Genomic DNA, 22322 nt, shown 5'->3' with positions numbered 1-22322 from the left:
TGAGGTTGCGGCCCCGGAATGGCAATGGCCCGGCCCGCGCTCGCCCGCCGCTTTTCCCGGCTGTTCCGGCTTACTCCTCTCCGTACAGCTGGTCGAGCGCCCGGCGGTCGCGCTTGGTCGGACGCCCGGCGCCGGGCTCCCGCGGGGCCGGCGGCGCGCGGTAGGGGTCCTGGATCGCCTCCTCGCGCACCGGCGGGGCGAGATCCTCGTAGAGAGCCTGCGCCTCCGGCGCCGGGCCGCGCCGGCTGCCGAGCGCGACCACCTTGATGACGCGGATGTGCCGCCCCTGCGCGAAGGTCAGCACGTCGCCGGGCTTCACCGCGTAATGCGCCTTGCCGACCACCGTGCCGGACACCCGCACGCCGCCGCCGTTGCACAGCTTCGCCGCGAGGCTGCGCGTCTTGAAGAAGCGCGCGAACCACAGCCACTTGTCGATCCGCAAGCGGCCCGCCGGGGTGGGGTCGGAGCCGGAGTCGGGGAGATCGTCATCGTCGTCGAGGTCAGTCATGCGGTGCCCCCACCCTTCCCACGGCTGACGCCGCGGGCCCCTTCCCTCCCCCGCCTTCGGCAAGGGAGGGAGTCAATCCCCTCCCCTGCGAAGCGGGGGAGGGTCAGGGTGGGGGCAATAACGTATCCGTTCATCACGTTCCCGAAAGCTGGCGCAGCTTGGCGAAGGGGTGGTCGGCGTTGACGGGGGCCTCGCGGCGGGGCTTGTGGCGCGGGTTGCGGCGGCGGCGCCAGGAGACCGCCCCATCCTCCGCCACCGAACGGGTGTAGCCAAGCCCCTTCATCACGGCGCCCAACTCGTCCGGCTTGGCGCCGATCATCTGGGCCAGCGCCGGCTCGGCCACCGCCCGGCCCTCCTTGGCGGCCGTCAGCAGCTCGGTCTCCAGCCGGTCGAGCATGTCCACGCGCAGCGCCCGCGGCCCGGCCGCCGGATAACCGATGGCCTCCCAGAAGGCGGGCGGCGCGCCGGTGGCTTCCACCGAAACGCGGCCCGGCGGCGGGATCGGCACCGGCAGGGGCAGCCGGTGCTTCACCGCCCACAGCAGCCCGCGCAGTTCCACCGCACCCGGCTTGGCGAGCGCCGTCAGGTAGAGATGCGACACGCCGAGCCGCACCCCATGGCGGGACAGCGCCTTGCGGTCGGCCTTCTCCAGCCCCTCGACCATCGGGGCGACCGGCGCGCGGGGCAGCGCCCCCATGTTCTCGACGAGCTGGAAGGCCAACCCCCGCGCCGCGCCGGTGAGATCCCCATCGTTTTTGTCGGCCGCATCGCGCAGCGCCAGCAGGGGGCGCAGCCGGGCGGCGGCGCGGTCCTTCAGCCAGCGCTCCAGCCGGACGCGGACGCGGTCGAGCTGCCCCTGGTCGAGCAGCCCCTCGTCGAAGGGCAGAACCGCCGGGGTCAGCACCGACGGGCCGGGACCGAGCCGGGCCACCGGCAAAGCGTCCGCCGTCAGCACCCCATCCGGACCGAGGGCGAACACGTCGTCCGGCTCCTGCTCGAAGGCGCGCAGGCGGGACGCCACCTCCTCGCGGAGCGCGCGGCGCGCGGCGGTCAGCAGGGACTTGGCCTCCTCCGAGCGTTCCGGGGCGTCGGGGACGAAGCGGAAGCCCTCCAGCCGGCCCACCGGATGGCCCTCCACCACCACCTCGCCGTCGGCGCGCACGCCGCCGATCAGCTCCCGCCCGTCCTTCAGCGTGCGGGCCAGCGTGGCCGAGCGGCGGTCGATGAAGCGCTGCGTCAGCCGCTCGTGCAGGGCGTCGGACAGCTTGTCCTCGATGGCGCGGGTGCGCGCCTGCCAGTGCACGGGATCGGTCAGCCAGGACGGCCGGTTGGAGATGTAGGTCCAGGTGCGGATGTGGGCGATGCGGGCGACAAGCGCGTCGATGTCGCCCTCGGTGCGGTCGAGCCGGGCGATCTGCTTGGCCGCCCAGTCCTCGTCCAGCCGCCCGATGCCGGTGCGCAGCTGCCGGAAGATCTGCCCGAGCAGCCGAGTGTGGGCGTCCGACAGCACCTTGCGGAAGTCGGGGACCTGGCAGACCTCCCAGAGCAGGCGCACGTTGTCGCGGCCCTTGGCGAGGTCCATCACCTCATGGTCGCGGACCAGCGCCTGGAGCGCCAGATGGTCGTCGGCGTCGCGGGCGCGCAGCAGCTCCGGGATCGGCGGGCGCTCCTCCAGCGACTTCAGCAGGAATCCCGGCGTGTCGAAGCGCAGCTTGCTGTTGCGCCACATCAGCGTCTTGATCGTCTCGAACTGGTGGTTCTCGACGCGGTCGACCACGTCGGCCTCCAGCTCCCCCACCTCGTCGGTGGTGCCGAAGGTGCCGTCGCGCATGTGCCGCCCGGCGCGCCCGGCGATCTGCGCCACCTCCGGCGCGCGCAGGCGGCGCGGGGCGAAGCCGTCGAACTTCACGATGCGGGCGAAGGCCACATGGTCGACGTCCATGTTCAGCCCCATGCCGATGGCGTCGGTCGCCACCAGATAATCGACCTCCCCCGCCTGATAGAGCCCGACCTGGGCGTTGCGGGTGCGCGGGGACAGCGCCCCCAGCACCACCGCGGTGCCGCCGCGCTGGCGCCGGATCATCTCGGCCAGCGCGTAGACGTCGGTCGCCGAGAAGGCGACGACGCAGGAGCGCGGCGGCAGGCGGGTCAGCTTGCGGTAGCCGGCGTAGGTCAGCTGCGAGAAACGCGGCCGGCTGATGAACTCGGCCCGCGGCACCAGCCGGCGGATCAGCGGCTGCACCGTGTCGGAGCCGAGGAACATCGTCTCCACCAGCCCGCGCGCGTTGAGCAGCCGGTCGGTGAAGATGTGCCCGCGCTCCGGATCGGCGCAGAGCTGCACCTCGTCCACCGCCAGGAAGTCCACCGCCCGGTCGAGCGGCATGGATTCCACCGTGCACACCCAATAGGACGGGCTGGGCGGCAGGATCTTCTCCTCCCCCGTCACCAGGGCCACGGCGTTCTTGCCCTTGATCGACACGATGCGGTCGTAATTCTCGCGGGCCAGCAGGCGCAGCGGAAAGCCGATCATCCCCGTCCGGTGGCCGAGCATGCGCTCGATGGCGAGATGGGTTTTCCCGGTGTTGGTCGGCCCCAGCACGGCGACCACCCGGCCACCCGCACCCAGACCGCCCCCGGACGAAGAAAGGACAGAGGTCATAAGCGTAAGTTTTGGGCCTGGGGACCGGCAATGCAAGCGTCAGGGCGGCCGTGCCATGCTGCAAGGACCATCCGGGGCCGAACTCTTCCGGGAATGGTATAAAACCTCGGGCCGATGGACGGGCACCGGTTATCCCGTCTACCCTGGCGCGCTCCACCCTAAGGGATTCCTCATGCGCCACACCATGCGCCGTCTTCCCGCCCGTCCGCTCGCCGCCGCGCTGATGCTCGCAACCCTGGCGCTGCCGCCCGCCGCCGCCCGCGCGGAGGCGCCCCCGGTGACCGAGGACGGGGCCAGGGCGCTCGCCGCCGCGCTGAAGGACGGGCTGGCCCGCTGGTTCCCCAAGAGCGAGGGCGACGAGACCGAGCTGCGCTGGACCGGCGAGCCGGTGGCGACCCCGGCCGGCGACCATTACGAGGTGGCCCTGCCCGCCCTGACCGCGGTGTCGGACGACGGCACCACCGCCGACATCGGCACCATCCGCCTGACGGTGAAGCCGCAGGACGGCAACACCCACGCCGTCACCGCCACCCTGCCCGACCGCGTCGCCATCCTGGACAACGGCAAGCCGTCGGCCACCGTCAAGCTGGGCCGCCAGCGCATCAGCGCCCTGTGGTCCGGCGCCTACGAGACGGCGCTGTCCATGGACGCGGAGCTTGGCGACCTGTCGGTCACCAGCGACCGCAAGGGCAAGAAGGGCAAGAAGGACGAGAGCGCCCTGACCGTCGGCGCCATCACCGTCGCCGGGGAGCTGAAGCCGGACGGCACCGCCGCCGCCGGCACCCCGCTGTGGAGCGGTCCCGGCGCCCTGTCCGTCAGCAACCTGCGCTTCCTCGACGAGACGAAGAAGGAGGTGCTGAATCTCGGCGGCCTGACGATGGAGGGCACCTACACCCGCGTCGACCTCGCCCGCGCCGACGCCATGCAGCGGCTGACCCAGACCCACGCCCTGGCCGGCACCCAGCCCCCGGCGGCGGAGCTGATCCCGCTGATGCAGAACCTGATGGGCGGGGCCAGCGGGCGCCTCCGCCTGTCCGGCCTGACCGCCCTGAACCCGGAGGACGGCACCCGCCTCGCCCTCGGCCAGCTCGTCCTGCGCGGCAGCGCCGAGGATCTGGACAAGCCGATGGCCTCCACCACCTTCGGGATCGAATCCAGCGGCCTGACGCTGGAGCCGGAGGTGGCGCCGAAGGCCTTCATGCCGGACAAGCTGGACATCCAGATCAGCACCGCGAAGCTGCCGACCTCCTCGCTGTGGCGGGCCTTCGCCGACCTCGCCACCCTGGCCGAATCCCAGGCCGCCGCGGGCGAGGAGGATGAGGAAGAGGGCGAGGGCGAGGAGGAAGCCGCCCTGCCGGACGATGGCGCCGATGTTGGGACCGATGAGGCGGCGATGGCCGCCATCGGCAACCGGCTGATGGGTGCCATGGCGGAGGTCGGGACGGAGCTGCGCATCGACCGCTTCGTCGTCAACACCCCGGCGGCATCCGGCACCATGACCGGTGCCCTGCGCATGGCCGCCAGCTCCGCCTTCGGCGCGGTGGGCAGCAGCACCGTTCTGCTGCGCGGCCTGGACGCCGCCACCAAGGCGATGCAGCCCAAGCCGGGCAAGAAGGCCGACGAGAGCACCCAGAACGCGCTGGGCGTGATCGCCATGCTCCAGGCCTTCGGGCAGGCGTCCAAGGACGATGCCGGCAACGACGTGCGCAGCTACAAGATCGACGTCACCGAGACCGGCCAGTTCCTGCTGAACGGGGCGGACATGAGTGCGCTGATGGGCATGGGCCAGCCGGCGCCGGAGCCGGAGCCGATCCAGGGCAAGAAGCGCTGAGGCTTGGGGAGGTTCTTGCCCCCACCCTTCCCACGGCTGACGCCGCGGGCCCCTTCCCTCCCCCGCTTCGCAGGAGAGGGAATCTTAGTCCCCTCCCCTGCGAAGCGGGGGAGGGTTAGGGAGGGGGCAAACGCCTCCACCTCAGAACACACCCACTCCGGTTGCGAAACTCCAGCGCAACGCCAGCCGATCGCTCTTGCATGGGGCGGCGCGCTCGCACATATCTGCGCCGTCCTCCGGACCCATCGGCAAACTTACCAACAAGAACGATCAAGGATGACACCATGACCGAGGAACGGCTCAGCTTCCAGGCCGAGGTCAGCCGCCTGCTCGACATCGTCGCGCACTCGCTCTACAGCGAGAAGGAAGTCTTCCTGCGCGAGCTGGTCTCCAACGCCTCCGACGCCTGCGACCGGCTGCGCTACGCCGCGCTGACGCAGCCCGAACTGTCCGCCGACAACCCGAACCTGAAGGTCCGGCTGGTCGTGGACAAGGAGGCGCGGACCCTCACCGTGGCCGACAACGGCATCGGCATGAACCGCGAGGATCTGGTCGAGAACCTCGGCACCATCGCGCGCTCCGGCACCGCCGCCTTCATGCGCAACCTGAAGGACAGCGCGAAAGACGGGGATGCCAAGAAGGACGTCAACCTGATCGGCCAGTTCGGCGTCGGCTTCTACTCCGCCTTCATGGTCGCCGACCGGGTGGAGGTTCTGACCCGCAAGGCCGGGGACACGCAGGGCTGGCGCTGGCTGTCGGACGGCAAGGGCGAGTTCACCATCTCCGACGTCGCCGACCTGCCGCGCGGCACGCAGATCAAGCTGCACCTGCGCGAGGGCGACGACGAGTATCTGGAGGAGCACCGCCTCTCCGGCATCGTCCGCAAATACTCCGACCACATCGCCATCCCGATCCTCTTCGGCGAGGGCGAGGACGCCAAGTCGCTGAACAGCGCCTCGGCCCTGTGGATGCGCTCCAAGAACGAGATCACGGCGGAACAGTACACGGAGTTCTACCACCATGTCGGGCACGCCTTCGACGATCCGTGGCTGACCCTGCACTGGCGGGCGGAAGGCGCGATCGAATACACGAACCTGCTGTTCGTGCCGTCCTCCAAGCCGTTCGACCTGTTCGACCCCAAGCGCGCCCACCGGGTGAAGCTGTACGTCAAGCGCGTCTTCATCACCGATTCGGCGGAAGGCCTGCTGCCGCCCTACCTGCGCTTCCTGCGCGGCGTGGTGGACAGCGAGGATCTGCCGCTGAACATCAGCCGCGAGATGCTCCAGCACAACCCGATGCTGGCCAAGATCCGCGCCGGCATCACCCGCCGCGTCCTGTCGGAGCTGGGCAAGAAGGCCCGCGACACCGAGAAGGCGGAGGAATACGCGGCCTTCTGGGAGAATTTCGGCGCCGTCCTCAAGGAGGGCCTCTACGACGACTACGAGCACCGGGACGACCTGCTGAAGCTGATGCGCTTCCGCAGCACCGCCGGTGACGGTCTGGTCTCGCTGGAGGAGTATCTGGGCCGCATGAAGGAGGGCCAGGAGGCCATCTTCACCATCAGCGGCGACGACATCGAGACGCTGAAGCGCAGCCCGCAGCTCGAAGGCTTCAAGGCCAAGGGCGTCGAGGTGCTGTTGCTGACCGACCCGGTGGACGAGTTCTGGGTGCCGTCGGTCGGCAGCTTCCAGGACAAGCCCTTCAAGTCGGTGACCCGCGGCGGCGCCGATCTCGGCAAGATCCAGGGCGGCGAGGAGAAGCCAGCCGAGGAGAAGGCGTCCGAAGGCGAGCTGACCGACCTGCTGGTTCTGCTGAAGCTGACCCTCCAGGACGTGGTGAAGGACGTCCGCCCGTCGGAGCGCCTGACCGACAGCGCCGTCTGCCTCGTCGCCGACGAGAACGACATGGACATGCATCTGGAACGCCTGCTGAAGCAGCACAAGCAGCTCGGCATGGACGCCCCGGCGGCCAAGCGCATCCTGGAGGTCAACCCCGCCCACCCGCTGATCAAGCGCCTCGCCGAGCGCGCCAAGGCGAGCGGTGCCGCGACCACGCTGGACGACGCGGCGTGGCTGCTGCTCGACCAGGCGCGCATCGTGGAAGGCGAAGCCCTGCCCGACCCCGCCGCCTTCGCCCGCCGTCTGGCGAGCGCAATGGAGAAGGGGCTGGCGTAAGGCTTCCCGTTGCCCCCTCCCTAGCCCTTCCCCGCTCTCGCAGGGGAGGGGACCGTTCTCCCTCCCTTGCGAAGCGGGGGAGGGCCGGGGTGGGGGCAACGCTACCCGCCCGCCCGCTCCGCCGGGAAGACCAGCGTCATGGTGGTGCCGCGGTCGGGGGCGGTGTCGATGTCCAGCCGCCCCCCGTGAAGCTCCACCAGCCGCTTGGTCAGGGGCAGGCCCAGGCCGGTGCCGATGTGGTTGCGGCCCAGCGCGCTGTCGATCTGGCCCCAGGGCTCCAGCGCCTTTTCCAGTTCGTCGGCGGTCATGCCGATGCCGGTGTCGTGCACCGACAGACACAGCGTCCCGTCCGCCGCCATGCGGCCGTTCAAGGTGACCACCCCGTCGGGCGGCGTGAACTTCACCGCGTTGGACAGCAGGTTCAGCAGCATCTGCCGCAGCTTGCGCTCGTCGGCGCGCAGCGGCGGCAGGTCGGGCGGCAGGTCCGTCTCGATCCCGACCCCGGCCCGCCCGGCGCGGTCGGACAGCAGGCGGGCGCTGCCCATGGCGACGCGCGGCACGTCCACCGCGGATTCGGCCAGTTCCAGCCGCCCGGCCTCGGCCTTCGACAGGTCGAGCAGGTCGTTGATCAGGTCCATCAGATGGCGCCCGCTTTCCGCGATGTCGCGGGCGTAGTCGCGGTAGAGCGGGTTGGCGATCGGCCCCAGGACCTCCTGCTCCAGCAGTTCCGCGAAGCCCATCATGGCGTTGAGCGGGGTGCGGATCTCATGGCTCATGCAGGCGAAGAAGGCGGTCTTGGCGCGGTTGGCGCGCTCCGCGGCGCGGCGGGCCTCGTCGAGCTGGCGGGTCCGCTGGATGATCTGCTCGTCGGTCCGCGCCAGCAGGGCCACCCCCGACCCGATGCCGAGGTACCGCCCGTTCTCCAGCACGGCGAAGCCGGAAGCCAGCGCGCCGGGATTGTCCTGCATGATCCGCCGCGCGACCTCGCAGAGCGGAAGGTCCGCCTCGACCAGCAGCGGCGCCGGGTCCATCGCCGTCCGCGCCGGCGCCTCCGGGTCGGCCAGCCCCGCCAGCGCCAGACGGTCCACCAGCCCCAGAACGCGCCCGTCCTCCGCCGCCACGGCGAGCGCCGGCAGGCCGGGCTGGGCGGCCAGACGGTCCCGCAGGATGCGGCAGGGCACATCCGGCCCGACGGACGGCTCAGGGAGGGCCAGCAGCGCCGCCGTCAGGACAGGGGCGGCCTCCGTTTCCGGCGTGCCGCCGGGGGCGGGACTGGTCGGATCGGGATCGAGCACGGGATGACGCAGCCTCGTCTGTCGGATGGGACGGTCGGTCCGGCACCGAAACGGCCCCGGACCCTCCATTCTGGCAGACGTTCGTTTGCAATTGGTTGCCGTGTCAGGCGGCTCCGGCCGCCGGCACCGGGTTTTGCGGAGCGTTGCCGGCACCCGTCCCGCCGGTTGCGGTGACCTGCACATCCACCGTCATGCCGAGGAAATCCGCCGGCGCCCCGGTCCAGGAACCGCCGAGCGGCACCGCCTGCGAGGGGTCGCGGGCGACGGCGACGCGGATCAGGTTCTTGCCGCCGATGATGCCGTTGGTCGGATCGAACTCCACCCAGCCGCAGCCCGGCAGGTAGATCTCCACCCAGGCGTGGGTCGCCCCGCCGCCGGTCATCGCGCCCTCCTGCCCGTCCCGCGCGGGATCGTAGAGGTAACCGGACACGAAGCGCGCCGCGAAGCCCAGCGAGCGCACGGCCTCCATCATCAGAAGCGCGAAGTCGCGGCAGGAGCCGCTCTTCCACGTCAGGGTGTCCACCGGGCTCTGGGTGCCTTCCAGGTCGCGGGCCTGATAGGTGAAGGTCTCCTTGATGGCGCGGGTCATCGACACCAGCATGTCCTGCGTGTCGGGCGGCCCGCCCTCGCCCAGCGTCACGAACTGCCGGGCCCATTCGTCCACCAGATGCTCGGGGTCCGGATAATGCCGCTGGGTGGTCAGCGCCAGATCCGGCACCTCCTCCGCGGAATAGCTGAAGGGATAGGAACGCGCGTAGTCCTCGATGGGGAATTCCAGCTCGCCCATCGGGTAGTGATCGACCCGGATGTGGCTTTCGAAGCGCAGCTCCGTCGCCGGCTGGTCGAAGCTCGCCACCGCGATGGAGTTGCCGAAGACGTCATGGAGCCAGCGGACGGAGGCCGGCGGCGGGCTGATCACCAGACCCGTCTCGATCAACCGCAGATCGTGGCTGTCGCGAGGCCGGAACATCAGGCGGTGGTCGCCGAAGGTTACCGGGTTGGCGTAGCGGTATGTGGTGGTGTGGTGGATGTCCAGGGTCATCATGGCGCGCGCCCTTTCCGTAAGCCGACACCAAACGTCGGCGTTTGTGAATGGTTCCGAATCACAGTATGGTGCTCGGGCTTTTGGGTGGCCGTGCCGGGGAGGGACGGCGGCCAACGCGCGGCCAGGGCCACAGGCGCCAAGCCATACGGGGCCGAACCGCGCGCGCCAATGAGACGACAACAAGGGGACTTCCATGCCTTCGCGCCTCGAACAGCTCTGCATCGAGAAAGGGCTGAAGATGACCGACCAGCGCCGCGTGATCTCGCGCGTGCTGTCGGAGGCCGCCGACCACCCCGACGTGGAGGAGGTTCACCGCCGGGCCTCCTCCATCGACCCGCGCATTTCCATCGCCACCGTCTACCGCACGATGCGCCTGTTCGAGGATGCGAACGTGATCGACCGGCTGGACTTCGGCGATGGCCGCGCCCGCTACGAGGAAGCCGGGTCGGAGCACCATCATCACCTGATCGATCTCGAATCCGGAAAGGTGGTGGAGTTCCAGAATGAAGATCTCGAACGGCTGAAGGAAGTCATAGCCCGCGAATTGGGCTATGAACTGCTCGGCCATAGGCTTGAACTGTATGGTGTTCCGTTGCGCCGCCGCACCACCACGTCGGAGGGGGAGTAACGCCCGGGCGTGCCCGGCCTTGAGTCCTTTGGGACTCGCCGGGCACCATCCGGACGATAATCCCATCAATTGCGGGTTGCGCCGGGCGCGGGTCTGTCCAGAGGCGATGCGTGGTCCTAGCTTCAGGAACGCACACGAATCATCGACGGACCAACCGCCGCCATGGACGACACGAACAACGACCCGGTTCTCGCCCGCCTCGACCGGCTGACCGACAGCGTCACCCGCCGTCTGGACAAGCTGGAGGAGCGCCTGCGCATCCTGGAGCAGGACAACGGCGAGATCATCAACCTCCTGATCGCCGTGAAGGCCGGGCTGGAGGAATGCGCCGGAGAAATCGCCGTGGGCGAGATGCTCATCGAGGCGGAGGACGCGGACGATTCCCCCAGCCCGTCGCTGCACTAAAGCTGCCGCCGACGGCCCGCCGCAACGCATTTGACTTGTGACGCGGCGCGTTCCGCCGGATAAGGGCGCATGCAGACCAGCGCCGCTCCCTTTTTCGACGCCATCGCCTCCGGTCCCTCCACCGCAGGCACCAATCCCCTGGCCTCCATCGCGCCGGGGGTGGCCTTCTTCGACTTCGACGGGACGCTGATCCACGGCGACAGCCTGCTGATGTTCATCGGCGAGGTCATCGGGCGCAACCGCGCCCGGCTGGCCTTCCTGGACGCCCTGCGCTCCGGCCTGCACCGCCACGCGCGCGGGCGCGGGCCGGGGGTGGATTTTCCGGGATCGGTCAAGGCCATCCTGCTGCGCCGGACGCTGCGCGGCGTTCCGGTGGCCGACGCGCTGGCCGCGGCCGAGCGGCTGGTCCACCGCATCCGCTGGCACGCCCCGCTGGTCGAAACCCTGAAGATGCACCGGCGCGAGGGGCGCCGGGTGGTCGTCGCCACCGGGGCGCTCGACATCTACATGCCGGCCCTGCTGCGCGGGTTGAACGTCGACGACCTGCTCGCCACCGGGATGGAGGTCGAGGACAACGCCCTGACCGGGCGGCTGTGCACCGGCAACTGCGTCCGGCTGGACAAGCTGGAGCGGGTGCGCGGCTGGATCGCCGCCAACGGCCCCTTCGGCGAGACCTGGGGCTACGGCAACCGGCCCAGCGACCTGCCGATGCTGTCGATCGTCGATCGCCCCACCGTCGTCAAGATCCGCTGACGTCGAGATCTGCTGACGTCGAGATCCGCTGACCGGACGGCGCGTGCCGCCCATGGGGATTTGCAACCGGCATCCGCGTGGCGTAGAAAACCTGTCAGATTCCAGGAAAGCCCGTGGTGAGACCCGCATGACGACCGGCTTTTCCATCGACGTCGACATCCGCCTGCCCGGTCAGGGGGGCCGCAGCGCCGTCGTTGCCGACGACGATCCCGGCCAGCGGGACGCGCTGGCCCGTCATCTGGCCGACCGCGGCTTCGCTGTGTCCACGGTGTCCGGCGGCTTCGAGGCGCTGAGCCTCATCGGGGCCGAGGGTCCGGCCGTCGCCCTGCTCCGCCGCCACCGGCTGAAGGACGAGGGGGACCGGGCCGCGGCGCTGGCCTGCATGCTCTACCCGCACACCCGGATCATCCTGACCGCCGGCGCGCCGGACGCCCAGTTGGACGCTGAGCCGGGCAACAGCCCGGTCACCGTGCTGGCCCGCCCCGTGGATCTGGCGCTGCTCGACCGCTGCCTGGACGGGCTATAGGACGACCTCCACCGGCGTGCCCACCGCCAGCCCGGCGTCATGGTCGGCGCGGCCCCGGTTGACGGCGATCTCCGCCAGACCGCTGGAGTTCGCGTACCACAGCGCCTCCCCCACCGGGACGTCGGCGAAGGTCCGGCCCCGGCGCACCGTGCGCCCGCCGGCCCGCAGCACCGCGTCCTCCGGCAGCCGGTCGGCGCGCAGGCCGGTCATGGCGTTGCCGTAGACGTCCACATAGACGATCCGCGCCAGATCGTCCGGCCAGTCGGGCCGCGCGAGGCCGGCCGGATCGACGGGTTCCAGCGCGACCGGGTTCCCCATGGCGAGGCTGGCCGCCACCGGGGCGAACAGGTCCCGCCCGTGGAAGCTGGCCGACAGCCGCTCGGGCCGCCAGCCGATGCTCCAGGCGCGCACCGACTCGGCCCGCCGCCGCAGCAACTCGAACAGGCCGTTGTCCGGCCCGACGAAGCGGCGCCCGTCAGCCTCGAACACCAGCGGGCGGCGGTCGGTCCCGACGCCGGGGTCGACGACGCAGAGGAAGACGCTGTCCGCCGGGAATTCCGGAGCGTAGGCGGCCAGCAGATAGGCCGAGAGCTGCGGGTCGAAGGCGGGCGCGTCGGCGAACAGGTCGATGACCGGCAGGCCCGGCGCCATCCGCGCCAGCACCGCCTTCATCTGCCCGGTGTAGGGGCCGGACAACCCGAAATCCGTAAAGAGCACGATCATCCCGCCACTGTAGCGCACTTCACCCCGTTCGGTAAGACACGGATCGTCACGAGCCGCCTTGCAAGGCCAGAGAGGCGGTTCATATATTCATGGAACGCAAATGCACTCCGCCCCGTTTACTTGGTCCGCCTGCCCTAACCTTGCCGATCTTTGTCGGGACCAATGAATATGAACATATGTTCAAAAACCTTCGCAACGAAGAGCCTGACGAAGTTTATTGCCATCATGGGCTTGGCCGCCGCCCTGCTGCTGCCGGGAGCCGCGATGGCCGAGGGTGAACGGCCCCAAGGCGAGCGCCCGAAGATCGTCGCCACCACCGGCATGGTCGCCGACCTCGTGCGGGCGGTGGCCGGCGACCGGGCAGTGGTGGAGGCGCTGATGGGCGAAGGCGTCGATCCGCACCTGTTCAAGCCCACCCGCTCCGACACGGTGAAGCTGCTGCGGGCCGACGCGGTGTTCATCAGCGGCCTGCATCTCGAAGGCAAGATGACCGCCGCCTTCGACCGGCTGCGCGAGTCCGGCAAGCCGGTGGTGGCGCTGGGCGACGCGGTGCCCAAGGAGCGGCTGCTCAGCCCGCCCGAGTTCGAGGGCGCCCACGACCCGCACATCTGGATGGATGTGGGGATCTGGGCGAGCACCCTGCCGTCCATCCGCGACGGGCTGGCCCGGCTCGACCCCGCGGGCGCCGAGGCGTACGCCCGCAACGCCGACGCGTACGGGGCGGAGCTGGCGCGGCTCGACGCGTACGCCCGGCGCGTCCTGTCCTCCATCCCCGGCAAGGCCCGCGTGCTGGTCACCGCCCACGACGCCTTCAACTATCTGGGCCGCGCCTACGGGATCGAGGTGCGCGGCATCCAGGGGATCAGCACGGAATCCGAGGCCGGGCTGCGGATCATCGAGGAACTGGCCGCGCTGCTGGCGGACCGCGGCGTGCCGGCGGTCTTCCCGGAAACCAGCGTGTCCGACCGCAACGTCCGCGCTCTGGTCGAAGGGGCGGGGGCGCGGGGACATCGGGTGACGCTGGGCGGCGCCCTGTTCTCCGACGCCATGGGCGCGCCGGGCAGCTACGAAGGCACCTACATCGGCATGATCGACCACAATGTGACGACCATCGCCCGCGCGCTGGGCGGCGAGGCGCCGGCCGACGGCTTCCAGGGCAAGCTCGCCCTGGCGCAGCGCTGACACGGCGGAGGAGAAACGGACCATGCAGTATCTCTGGCGCACCCCCGGCAGCCGCACCGCCCCCGAAGAGGCCTCGCCCATCGGGCCGCCGCCTCTGGATATCCGCGGCCTGACCGTCGCCTACCACCGCCGGCCGGTGCTGTGGAACGTCGACTACGCCGCCCCGCCGGGCGGGCTGATCGCCGTGGTCGGGCCGAACGGCGCGGGCAAGTCGACCCTCATCAAGGCGTGTCTCGGGCTGGTGCCGCGGGTGTCGGGAGCGGTCGAGGTGTTCGGGCGCCCGATCGCCAGGCAGCGCCGCCTGATCGGCTATGTGCCGCAGCGCGAAAGCGTGGACTGGGACTTCCCCGTCTCGGCGCTCGACGTGGTGGCGATGGGCCGTTACGGGAAGATCGGCTGGTTCCGCCCGGTCACCCGCTCCCACAGGGAGGCGGCGCTGCACGCGCTGGAGCGGGTGGGCATGGCCGACTTCGCCAAGCGCCAGATCGGCCAGCTCTCCGGCGGGCAGCAGCAGCGCGTCTTCCTGGCCCGCGCGCTGGCCCAGGAGGCGCAGCTCTACTTCATGGACGAGCCCTTCGCCGGGGTGGACGCGGCGACGGAGCGCGCGGTGCTCCAGGTGCTGCGCGACCTCGACGCCGCCGGGCGGACGGTGATCTGCGTCCACCACGACCTGCAGACGGTCAGCGACTATTTCGACCACGCCCTGCTGCTCAACACCCGCGTGGTCGCCCAAGGGCCGGTCGCACGGGTGATGACGCCCGACCTGCTGTCCCGCACCTACGGTGGACGGCCCATGCCGACGCCCGCGGCATTGGGAGCGGAAGCGTCATGATCGACTCCGTGTTCGACGAGGCGTTGCGCATCCTGACCTTCCAGTCCGGCTTCAACAGCGCCGTGGTGGTTGCCGGGACCGCCGCGCTGGGGTTGGCCGGCGGGACGGTCGGCACCTTCCTGCTGCTGCGCCGCCGCGCCCTGGTCAGCGACGCGCTGAGCCACGCCACCCTGCCCGGCATCGCCATCGCCTTCCTGGTCGGGGCGGCGCTCGGCCTGCCAGAGCGGTCGCTGCCCCTGCTGCTGGCCGGGGCGGTGGCCAGCGGGGTGGTCGGGCTGCTGACCGTGCAGGCGCTGTCCCGCTTCACCCGGCTGACCGAGGATTCGGCGATCGGGGCGGTGCTGTCGGTCTTCTTCGGGCTGGGCGTCGTGCTGCTCAGCGTCATCCAGAATTTGGAGTTGGGCGGGCAGGCCGGGCTGAAGACCTTCATCCTGGGCCAGACCGCCGCCATGGCCCAGGGCGAGGCCATCGCCATCGGCCTGCTGGCCGCCGGGGCGGCGCTGGCCGTCGCCCTGCTGTTCAAGGAGCTGCGGGTGCTGGCCTTCGACCCCGGCTTCGCCGCCGTGCAGGGCTGGCCGGTGGGGGCGCTCGACCTCGTGCTGATGGGGCTGGCGACGCTGGTGACGGTGATCGGGCTCCAGACCGTGGGGCTGATCCTGGTGGTCGCGCTCCTCATCATCCCACCCGCCGCCGCCCGCTTCTGGACCGACCGGCTGCCCGCCCTGACCGTCGCCGCGGCGGTGATCGGCGCGCTGTCCGGCTGGCTCGGCGCCGCCCTGTCGGCCCTGCTGCCCAAGCTGCCGGCGGGGGCGGTGATCGTCCTGGTCGCCGGGGGCTTCTTCCTGCTCAGCTTCCTGTTCGCCCCGGCGCGCGGGCTGGTCGCCGCCGCGCTGCGCCAGGGGCGGCTGCGCCTGACCTTCGCGGAGCGGCGCGCCCTGGCCGACCTGCTGGACGGCCGGCCGGTGGAGGGCTCCGTGGCGCTCTGGCTGCGCCTGCGCGGCTACATCCGGGACGGCGCCCTGACTCCCGCCGGGCAGACCGCCGCCCGTGCGGCGGCGCGCGACCGCCGGCTGTGGGAGCGGTTCCTGGCCGACTACCCGGCGCTGCTGCCCGCCCACGCCAATTGGGGCGTCGACCCCATCGACTCGGTCCTGCCCGGCGACATGGTCCGGCTGCTGGAGGAGCGGAGCGCCCCGTCATGATGCCCGACGTCCAGGAATTCCTTCAGATCGACGCCCCCGCCCTGCTCGCCGCGGTGCTGGCCTGCGCCGCCTGCGCGCTGGTCGGCAATTTCCTGGTGCTGCGGCGCCAGGGGATGATGGGCGACGCGGTCAGCCACGCCATCCTGCCCGGCATCGTCGGCGGCTTCCTGGTCGCCGGCACGAGGGAGACCCTGCCGATGATGCTCGGCGCGCTGGCCGCCGCGGCGCTGGCCGGCCTGCTGATCGAGGCGGTGCGGCGGCTGGGCCGGCTGGAGTCCGGCGCCGCCATGGGCGTCGTCTTCACCGTGATGTTCGCCGCCGGCGTGGTGATGATCGAGCAGGCGTCGGTCGGCGGAGTCGATCTGGATGCCGACTGCGTGCTCTACGGCCAGTTGGAGACCATCCTGTGGCTGGCCCCCAAGGGCTGGGCCTCGCTGACCGACCCGGCGGTGTGGGCGGCCCTGCCGCGGGAGGTGCTGACGCTGGCCGCGGTCTTCGCGCTCTGCGTCGCCCTGGTCGGGCTGTTCTACAAGGAGCTGAAGATCACCACCTTCGACCCGGCGCTGGCCTCGACGCTGGGCATCCCGGCGGGGCTGTTCCATTACGGGGTGGTGCTTCTGGTGGCGGCCACCGCCATCGCCGCCTTCGAGGCGGTGGGCTCCATCCTGGTCATCGCCATGCTCATCGCCCCGCCCGCCGCCGCCCGCCTGCTGACCGACCGGCTGGCCGCGCAGATCCTGCTCAGCGTCGCGTTGGGGGTGCTGGCGGCGCTGGCCGGCTATGGCACCGCGGCCTTCGGGCCGATGCTGCTCGGGGCCTCCCACTCGCTGAACGCGGCGGGGATGATCGCGGTGGCGTCCGGCCTGATCCTGGCGCTGGCCGTCCTGTTCGGGCCGCGCCACGGCCTGCTGGGCCGGCGCCGCGCCGTCGGCCGGCTGCGCGCCGCCCCTGGACTCATTGCTCCGGAGGCGCAAAAGCCGTAACGTTTTCGCCTCGTCCTATGCGGAGCGCCGAATGTCGTTCCTCCACCGCCGGCTGCGCCGTTGGAGCTGGCTCACCCTGGTCGCGTTCCTCCTTCTGATGGCGAGCGCGCTGCACACGCTGCAGCATCTTCTGGAGCATGGGACCGACGAGCTGATCTGGCCCTTCTTCGGGATCGGGCTAGCCGGCGCGGTGATGGCCCTGGCGGTGCTGCGCGAGCGGGAGGCCACCCGGCGCGCCCAGGCGGAGGCCCGCGCCGCCGACAGCCGGGCGGCGGACGCCCACCGCCGCCTGTCCGAGGCCATCGAGGTGGTCAACGAGGGCTTCGCCCTGTTCGACGCCGACGACCGGCTGGTCCAGTGCAACGCCCGCTTCCGCGAAATCTACGCCCTGCTGGGGCCTCTGGAGCCCGGCATCCCCTTCGAATCGCTGATTCGCCGCGCCGCCGCCACCGGCCATTACCCCGACTGCGGCCCCGGCGACATCGACCGCTGGGTCGAGCGGGAGATGGAGCGGCACCGCAACCCACAGGGGCCGCAAGTGCTGCGGATCGGTGACGGGCGCTGGTTCAAGATCGAGGAGCGGCGGACCAGCGACGGCGGCTATGTCGGGCTGCGCACCGACATCAGCGAGCTGAAGCGGCGCGAGCAGGAGCTGGCCCACAAGTCTGACCTGCTGGAGGCCACCTTCAGCGCCATGTCGCAGGGTCTCGTGGTGTGGAGCGCGGACGGCCATTTCCTGACCTGCAACCGCCGCCTGCGCGAGATGCTCGACCTGCCGGACGACGCGCTCCATCCCGGCCTCACCATGCCCGGCTTTCTGCGCTTCATGGCCGAACGCGGCGAGTTCGGCCCCGGCGATACGGCGGAGATCGTCGCCCGCCACCTGACCAACCTGCGCCCCGAGGGCGTCAGCCGCATCGAGCGCACGCGCCCCGATGGCCGGGTGTTGGAGATCACCGCCGGCTTCCTTCCCGACCGCTCGGTCCTGATGACCTACACCGACATCACCGACCACCGCCGGGCGGAGCAGGCCCTGCGCGAGAGCGAGGACCGTTTCCGCAAACTGTCGGACGCCGCCATGGACGGCATCCTGGTGCACGAGCAGGGGGTGATCGCCGACGCCAACCGGGCCGCCGCCGCCATCCTGGGCTATGCGCCGGACGAGCTGACGGGACTGTCCATCACCGCGCTGATGGTGCCGGAGGACCGTGAACTCAACTGGCTGCGCATCCGCGCCCGCGACGAAACCCCTTTTGAAGCCATCTGCCTGCGCCGCAACGGCGAACGGCTGACGGTGCAGGGGGAGACCCGCTACGTGCCCTACCGCGGGCGGACGATGGCGATGGTGTCCTTCCGCGACATCACCGCCCATCGCCTTGCGGAGGCGCAGCTCCGCCTCGCCAAGGAGCAGGCGGAGCTGGCGAGCCGCGCCAAGTCGGAGTTCCTGCGCACCATCAGCCACGAGATCCGCACGCCGATGAACGGCGTCCTGGGCATGCTGGGGCTGCTTCTCGACGGCCCGCTGGGCGACGAACAGCGCGCCTACGCCCGCACCGCCCGCGAGTCGGCGGAGGCGCTGCTGTTCATGCTGAACGACATCCTGGACATCTCCAAGATGGAGGCCGGGAAGCTGACCCTGGAGTCGGGCCGCTTCTCCCCCGCCGAGGTGGTGGAGAGCGTGGTCGAGCTGCAGGCCGCCCGCGCCTTCGCCAAGGGGATCGAGCTGGCCGTCTGCATCACCGGCGGCCTGCCGGCGGCGCTGCGCGGCGACTCGGGGCGGGTCAGACAGGTCCTGCTGAACCTCGTCGGCAACGCCGTGAAGTTCACCGACCGCGGCGGCGTCGCCGTCACCCTGTCGAAGCTGGACGGCGACGGCCAGATGCCGCCGCGCCTGCGCTTCGAGGTGACCGACACCGGGATCGGCATTCCGCGGGACGCGCAGGCCGACCTCTTCACCGAATTCTCCCAGGTGCATCCCCGCCTGTCGCGGCGCCACGACGGCGCCGGGCTGGGGCTGGCGATTTCCAAGCGGCTGGTGGAGATGATGGGGGGAAGCATCGGTTTCGACAGCACCCCCGACCAGGGCAGCCGCTTCTGGTTCACCCTGCCGCTGCAATCCGGGCCGCTGCAATCCGGGCCGCCGGAGTCCGGACTAGTGGAGCCCAGGAGGACGCGGGCCGCCGTCGCGGAACCGCCGCTGGCCGGGGAAACGGTTCTGCTTCTGGAATCGAACCCCGTCGCCCGGCGGGCTCTGGCCGAACAACTCCATTCCTGGGGGGCCACGGTCAGCGCGCCGGACGTCGTGGCGATGGTGGCCGGGCTGGACGCCGGCACTCTGCCCGCCGCCGGCATCGCGGTGATCGGCAACGTGGAGACCCCGGTCGCCGGCTCTCTGACCGACCGGCTGCGCGCGCGGGGCGTGCAGCGGATCGTCCGTCTCGCCCTGCCGCACCGGACCGCGGGCGGGGACGGCAATGGCGCCGACGCCACGGTGACGAAGCCGGCCCGGCCCTCCCGCCTGCTCGCCGCCGTCACCGGGCGGAGCGTGGCGGAAGCGCCGCCCGCCGCGCCGCCCGCCGCGCCGTCGCCTGTGCAAAGCCACGCCGCCCCGTCAGCCGCCGGAACGGGCCAGCGGATTCTCCTGGTCGAGGACAGCCCGACGAACCAGATGGTCGCCGCCCTGCTGCTGCGGGGCGCCGGCTATCGCGTCGACATCGCCAACAACGGACGGGAAGCGCTGGAGGCGATGGCGGCCGCGGCGGCCGGCCCGTCGCCCTACGGGCTGGTCCTGATGGACCTCGCCATGCCGGAGATGGACGGGCTGACCGCCACCCGCCGGCTGCGCGCCCTGCCGCCGCCGGCCGGCACCGTCCCGATCATCGCCATGACCGCCGACGCCATGGACAGCGACCGCGAACGCTGTCTGGCCGCCGGGATGAACGGGCACGTCGCCAAGCCCATCGACCGTCCGCATCTGCTGGAGACCGTGGCCCGCTGGCTGGACGCCGCCACGGTGGAGTCCGCCCCGTTGGAGTCCGCCGACCCCGCGACGCTCTGGGACAGCCCCGCCCCGGCCCCAGCGGGTCTCGGGAATATGGGCGCGCCGGAGAAAGGCGTTCTGGACATGGAGGTCCTGCAACAGCTCGCCCAGGATCTCGACGCGGAGCTTCTGGCCGACGTCATCCGCCAGTTCGTGGAGGAAACGCTGGAGCGGGCCGAGAGGATCGCCCGCGGCGGCGCGGAAGCGGCGGGAGGAGGCCCGGCCGATCTCGCCGGACTGGCGAAGGAGGCCCACACGCTGAAGAGCACCGCGGGGACCTTCGGCGCCCGCGACCTGTCGGCGGCCGCCCGGGCGCTGGAGCTGGCCTGCCGGAGCAACGCGGTGGGAGAGGTGACGTCGCTGTGCCGCGACATCCCCCGCCTCACCCGGGAAGCCGTGGAGGCCTACCGGCTCCGCGGCTACGTCACGTCATGACGCGGCTTCACTCCATGACGCTGATGTTGACCGCGGCGTCCTTGCCGTTGTTGCCGCGCGCGACCTCGAACTCGACGCGCTGACCCTCGGACAGGGCGTGAAGACCCGACTTCTGCACGGCCGTGATGTGCACGAACACGTCCTTGGCGCCGGCCTCCGGCGCGATGAAGCCATATCCCTTGGTGGTGTTGAACCATTTGACGGTGCCGGTGGTCATAAGGCGAACTCCTGCTCCTCGGTCGGGGTCCGCCGCCGATCCGCGCCGCGGGGCGAAAGGGACCGGCGAAGGACGATGGACGGTGCGGCGGTCGTGTGTGGCGCCACGCGGAAGCGCAAGCAAAGCAACGCGAGGGGAGGCTAGCCGGATGGCACCGGAACCGGCAAGGCGGCTTCACGGCATATGCCCAATGTGGCCAGACCGGTCATTTGGAAATAAGCCGATGGCGGCAGGTCCCGGCACGGCAAGACTTTCGATGGTCTTGCGTGAATTGAACGCACACGAAGCCTATGCTTCGGCAGGACCAGGGGCGTGAGGCTGGAACCGGGGGTTGGGACTCCCGGAGCGGCCGGAAATCAGAGTTTTCCTTCGGCCTGCCAGGCGAGACGCTTGCGGTAGATGGTGGAGGCGCTGATCTCCAGCAGGGCCGCAGCGCGGGGAATGTTGCCGTCGCAGGCGGCGATGGCCTCCTCGATGGCGTCGCGCTCCACCTCCCACAGCGGCTTCACCGTCTTCGGCGACGGCGTGTGGGCCACGGGTCCATGGCCGGCAGCGTGCCCGCCGCCTTGGCCGTTCCCGACGCCGACCGCAGGGGACGCCACGGCGGCGCCCGCCGGGGTGCCGAGCGGGGCCGGCAGCATGGCCGGCGTCACGGTGTCGCCGTCGTGCAGAACCACGATGTTGCGCACCACGTTCTGCACCTGCCGCACGTTGCCCGGCCAGTGGTAGGTGCGCAGCGCCTGCTCCGCCGCCGGGGAGAAGCGGACGAAGCCCTTGCCCTCCTCCCGCGTGTAATCGGCCAGGAACTGGCGGCAGATCTCCAGCACGTCGTCCTCGCGCTCGCGCAGCGGCGGCAGGTGGATGGGGATGACGTGCAGCCGGTAATAGAGGTCCTCGCGGAAGCGCCCCTCCTCGACCTCGCGCAGGGGATCGCGGTTGGTCGCGCAGATGATGCGCAGATCGACCTTCTCCAACCGGCTGCCGCCGACCGGCGTGAAGGTGCCGGTCTGGATGAAGCGCAACAGCTTGGTCTGAAGGTCGGGCGCCAGCTCGCAGATCTCATCGAGGAACAGGGTGCCGCCGTTGGCCCGCGCCGCAGCGCCCTCGCGGTCGACCACCGCCCCGGTGAAAGAGCCCTTCATGTGGCCGAAGATCTCGCTCTCCATCAGGTCCTTGGGGATGGCCCCGCAGTTGATGGCGATGAAGGGCCGGTCGGCCCGCGGGCTCTGACGGTGGATGGCCTCGGCGCAGACCTCCTTGCCGGTCCCCGACTCGCCGGTGATGAAGACCGTCGCGCGGGAGGAGGCGGCGCTGTCGATGATCCGGTAGACCGCCTGCATCGCCAGCGACGAGCCGAGGAAGCCGTGGTAACGGCTGCGCCCCAGGTCCTTCTCGAAGCTGTCGACGAGCTGGGCGAGGCGCAGCCGCTCCATGGCGTTGCGCACGGTGACGGTCAGCCGCTCCGCCGAGAAGGGCTTCACCAGGAAATCATAGGCGCCGTAGCGCATCGCCTCCACCGCCACCCCGACCGACCCGTGGGCGGTGATGATGATGACCGCGCAGGGCAGCGCCTGGGCGCTGATCCGCTTCAGCACCTCCATCCCATGCATGTCGGGAAGCTGGAGGTCCAGCAGCACGATCCGCGGCGCGCCGTCGGCCAATTGCTCCAGCGCCTCGGCCCCCGTCTCCACCGTGGTGACGGAGGTGCAGTCCTTCTTCAGGAACTCCGCATAGACGCGGGCCAGCGACGGCGTGTCTTCGACGAGAAGGATTGGCGTGGAGCGCGGGGCATGGACCGTTTGAATTCAAATGGAAAATACGGAAAAGGGCATTCGGACTGCCCTGGCTATCAGCAAATCCTTAAAAATGCACTCTACGCGATGA

Annotated in this window: 18 protein-coding genes; 11 read left to right on the top strand and 7 right to left on the bottom strand. The window is 70.8% G+C overall.

Annotation, left to right across the window (positions count from 1 at the left end; translation table 11 throughout):
* Window positions 1-70: 70 nt before the first annotated feature.
* Window positions 71-508, bottom strand: coding sequence for an RNA-binding S4 domain-containing protein (locus tag Sp245p_RS01930; protein WP_014238746.1), 438 nt, complete (start codon window positions 506-508; stop codon window positions 71-73).
* A 133-nt stretch (window positions 509-641) separates the two neighbouring features.
* Window positions 642-3167, bottom strand: coding sequence for a helicase-related protein (locus tag Sp245p_RS01925; RefSeq protein WP_052584207.1), 2526 nt, complete (start codon window positions 3165-3167; stop codon window positions 642-644).
* A 172-nt stretch (window positions 3168-3339) separates the two neighbouring features.
* Here Sp245p_RS01925 and Sp245p_RS01920 point away from each other — a divergent pair, with 172 nt between their 5' ends.
* Together Sp245p_RS01920 and htpG are read left to right on the top strand one after the other, a co-directional pair.
* Window positions 3340-4998 (top strand): hypothetical protein, encoded by a 1659-nt coding sequence (locus Sp245p_RS01920; protein ID WP_109138333.1) that lies wholly within the window; start codon window positions 3340-3342, stop codon window positions 4996-4998.
* Between the two features lie 284 nt (window positions 4999-5282).
* The gene (gene htpG, locus Sp245p_RS01915) at window positions 5283-7172 is read left to right on the top strand and encodes a molecular chaperone HtpG (RefSeq protein WP_014238750.1); all 1890 of its coding nucleotides are present in this window, start codon (window positions 5283-5285) and stop codon (window positions 7170-7172) included.
* A 101-nt stretch (window positions 7173-7273) separates the two neighbouring features.
* On the opposite strand, the gene Sp245p_RS01910 is transcribed toward htpG, so the two are convergent.
* The gene (locus Sp245p_RS01910) at window positions 7274-8467 is read right to left on the bottom strand and encodes a sensor histidine kinase (RefSeq protein ID WP_014238751.1); all 1194 of its coding nucleotides are present in this window, start codon (window positions 8465-8467) and stop codon (window positions 7274-7276) included.
* Window positions 8468-8570: 103 nt separating this feature from the next.
* Window positions 8571-9512: a transglutaminase family protein gene (locus Sp245p_RS01905; protein WP_014238752.1), complete on the bottom strand. Its 942-nt coding sequence runs from the start codon at window positions 9510-9512 to the stop codon at window positions 8571-8573.
* A 193-nt stretch (window positions 9513-9705) separates the two neighbouring features.
* On the opposite strand from Sp245p_RS01905, the gene Sp245p_RS01900 reads away from it, so the two are divergent.
* From Sp245p_RS01900 to Sp245p_RS01885, 4 genes are all read left to right on the top strand, one after another.
* Window positions 9706-10140 carry a Fur family transcriptional regulator gene (locus tag Sp245p_RS01900; RefSeq protein WP_014238753.1) on the top strand — a complete coding sequence of 145 codons (435 nt, stop codon included), beginning with the start codon at window positions 9706-9708 and terminating at the stop codon, window positions 10138-10140.
* A gap of 162 nt (window positions 10141-10302) precedes the next feature.
* Complete coding sequence (locus tag Sp245p_RS01895) at window positions 10303-10545, top strand: hypothetical protein (RefSeq protein WP_014238755.1); 243 nt, start codon at window positions 10303-10305, stop codon at window positions 10543-10545.
* Window positions 10546-10614: 69 nt separating this feature from the next.
* Window positions 10615-11298 carry an HAD family hydrolase gene (locus Sp245p_RS01890; protein WP_109138331.1) on the top strand — a complete coding sequence of 228 codons (684 nt, stop codon included), beginning with the start codon at window positions 10615-10617 and terminating at the stop codon, window positions 11296-11298.
* A 127-nt stretch (window positions 11299-11425) separates the two neighbouring features.
* Window positions 11426-11824, top strand: coding sequence for a response regulator (locus tag Sp245p_RS01885; protein ID WP_014238757.1), 399 nt, complete (start codon window positions 11426-11428; stop codon window positions 11822-11824).
* On the opposite strand, the gene Sp245p_RS01880 is transcribed toward Sp245p_RS01885, so the two are convergent.
* Complete coding sequence (locus tag Sp245p_RS01880) at window positions 11819-12547, bottom strand: SAM hydrolase/SAM-dependent halogenase family protein (RefSeq protein WP_014238758.1); 729 nt, start codon at window positions 12545-12547, stop codon at window positions 11819-11821. The two genes, Sp245p_RS01885 and Sp245p_RS01880, sit on opposite strands and share 6 nt — an antisense overlap.
* A 225-nt stretch (window positions 12548-12772) precedes the next feature.
* Between Sp245p_RS01880 and Sp245p_RS01875 the strand changes: the two genes are divergently transcribed.
* The 5 genes from Sp245p_RS01875 to Sp245p_RS01855 are packed head-to-tail and all read left to right on the top strand — an operon-like array spanning window position 12773 to window position 20221.
* Window positions 12773-13729: a metal ABC transporter solute-binding protein, Zn/Mn family gene (locus Sp245p_RS01875; RefSeq protein ID WP_014238759.1), complete on the top strand. Its 957-nt coding sequence runs from the start codon at window positions 12773-12775 to the stop codon at window positions 13727-13729.
* A gap of 22 nt (window positions 13730-13751) precedes the next feature.
* Window positions 13752-14561, top strand: coding sequence for a metal ABC transporter ATP-binding protein (locus Sp245p_RS01870; RefSeq protein WP_014238760.1), 810 nt, complete (start codon window positions 13752-13754; stop codon window positions 14559-14561).
* Window positions 14558-15763, top strand: coding sequence for a metal ABC transporter permease (locus tag Sp245p_RS01865; protein ID WP_014238761.1), 1206 nt, complete (start codon window positions 14558-14560; stop codon window positions 15761-15763). Before Sp245p_RS01870 ends, Sp245p_RS01865 begins: the two co-directional genes overlap by 4 nt.
* Entirely contained in the window at window positions 15760-16746 is a 987-nt protein-coding gene (locus tag Sp245p_RS01860; RefSeq protein WP_014238762.1) for a metal ABC transporter permease, read from the top strand. The genes Sp245p_RS01865 and Sp245p_RS01860 overlap by 4 nt, the downstream gene beginning before the upstream one ends.
* A 31-nt stretch (window positions 16747-16777) precedes the next feature.
* Window positions 16778-20221: a PAS-domain containing protein gene (locus tag Sp245p_RS01855; protein ID WP_014238763.1), complete on the top strand. Its 3444-nt coding sequence runs from the start codon at window positions 16778-16780 to the stop codon at window positions 20219-20221.
* A 7-nt stretch (window positions 20222-20228) separates the two neighbouring features.
* On the opposite strand, the gene Sp245p_RS01850 is transcribed toward Sp245p_RS01855, so the two are convergent.
* Window positions 20229-20438: a cold-shock protein gene (locus Sp245p_RS01850; protein WP_014238764.1), complete on the bottom strand. Its 210-nt coding sequence runs from the start codon at window positions 20436-20438 to the stop codon at window positions 20229-20231.
* Between the two features lie 356 nt (window positions 20439-20794).
* Window positions 20795-22243: a sigma-54-dependent transcriptional regulator gene (locus tag Sp245p_RS01845; RefSeq protein ID WP_109138330.1), complete on the bottom strand. Its 1449-nt coding sequence runs from the start codon at window positions 22241-22243 to the stop codon at window positions 20795-20797.
* Window positions 22244-22322 lie beyond the last annotated feature (79 nt).

This window comes from Azospirillum baldaniorum (assembly GCF_003119195.2).
In the GTDB taxonomy this organism is placed as follows: domain Bacteria; phylum Pseudomonadota; class Alphaproteobacteria; order Azospirillales; family Azospirillaceae; genus Azospirillum; species Azospirillum baldaniorum.
The sequence above is the reverse complement of the archived record's forward strand: the minus strand, read 5'-3'. Positions and strand labels throughout refer to the sequence as shown.

Bases quoted from the DNA above. Each gene is read 5' to 3' on its own strand.
- Sp245p_RS01930 (WP_014238746.1), bottom strand. From the start codon at position 508: ATGACTGACCTCGACGACGATGACGATCTCCCCGACTCCGGCTCCGAC.
- Sp245p_RS01925 (WP_052584207.1), bottom strand. From the start codon at position 3,167: ATGACCTCTGTCCTTTCTTCGTCCGGGGGCGGTCTGGGTGCGGGTGGC.
- Sp245p_RS01920 (WP_109138333.1), top strand. From the start codon at position 3,340: ATGCGCCACACCATGCGCCGTCTTCCCGCCCGTCCGCTCGCCGCCGCG.
- htpG (WP_014238750.1), top strand. From the start codon at position 5,283: ATGACCGAGGAACGGCTCAGCTTCCAGGCCGAGGTCAGCCGCCTGCTC.
- Sp245p_RS01905 (WP_014238752.1), bottom strand. From the start codon at position 9,512: ATGATGACCCTGGACATCCACCACACCACCACATACCGCTACGCCAAC.
- Sp245p_RS01900 (WP_014238753.1), top strand. From the start codon at position 9,706: ATGCCTTCGCGCCTCGAACAGCTCTGCATCGAGAAAGGGCTGAAGATG.
- Sp245p_RS01895 (WP_014238755.1), top strand. From the start codon at position 10,303: ATGGACGACACGAACAACGACCCGGTTCTCGCCCGCCTCGACCGGCTG.
- Sp245p_RS01890 (WP_109138331.1), top strand. From the start codon at position 10,615: ATGCAGACCAGCGCCGCTCCCTTTTTCGACGCCATCGCCTCCGGTCCC.
- Sp245p_RS01885 (WP_014238757.1), top strand. From the start codon at position 11,426: ATGACGACCGGCTTTTCCATCGACGTCGACATCCGCCTGCCCGGTCAG.
- Sp245p_RS01880 (WP_014238758.1), bottom strand. From the start codon at position 12,547: ATGATCGTGCTCTTTACGGATTTCGGGTTGTCCGGCCCCTACACCGGG.
- Sp245p_RS01875 (WP_014238759.1), top strand. From the start codon at position 12,773: ATGGGCTTGGCCGCCGCCCTGCTGCTGCCGGGAGCCGCGATGGCCGAG.
- Sp245p_RS01870 (WP_014238760.1), top strand. From the start codon at position 13,752: ATGCAGTATCTCTGGCGCACCCCCGGCAGCCGCACCGCCCCCGAAGAG.
- Sp245p_RS01865 (WP_014238761.1), top strand. From the start codon at position 14,558: ATGATCGACTCCGTGTTCGACGAGGCGTTGCGCATCCTGACCTTCCAG.
- Sp245p_RS01860 (WP_014238762.1), top strand. From the start codon at position 15,760: ATGATGCCCGACGTCCAGGAATTCCTTCAGATCGACGCCCCCGCCCTG.
- Sp245p_RS01855 (WP_014238763.1), top strand. From the start codon at position 16,778: ATGTCGTTCCTCCACCGCCGGCTGCGCCGTTGGAGCTGGCTCACCCTG.
- Sp245p_RS01850 (WP_014238764.1), bottom strand. From the start codon at position 20,438: ATGACCACCGGCACCGTCAAATGGTTCAACACCACCAAGGGATATGGC.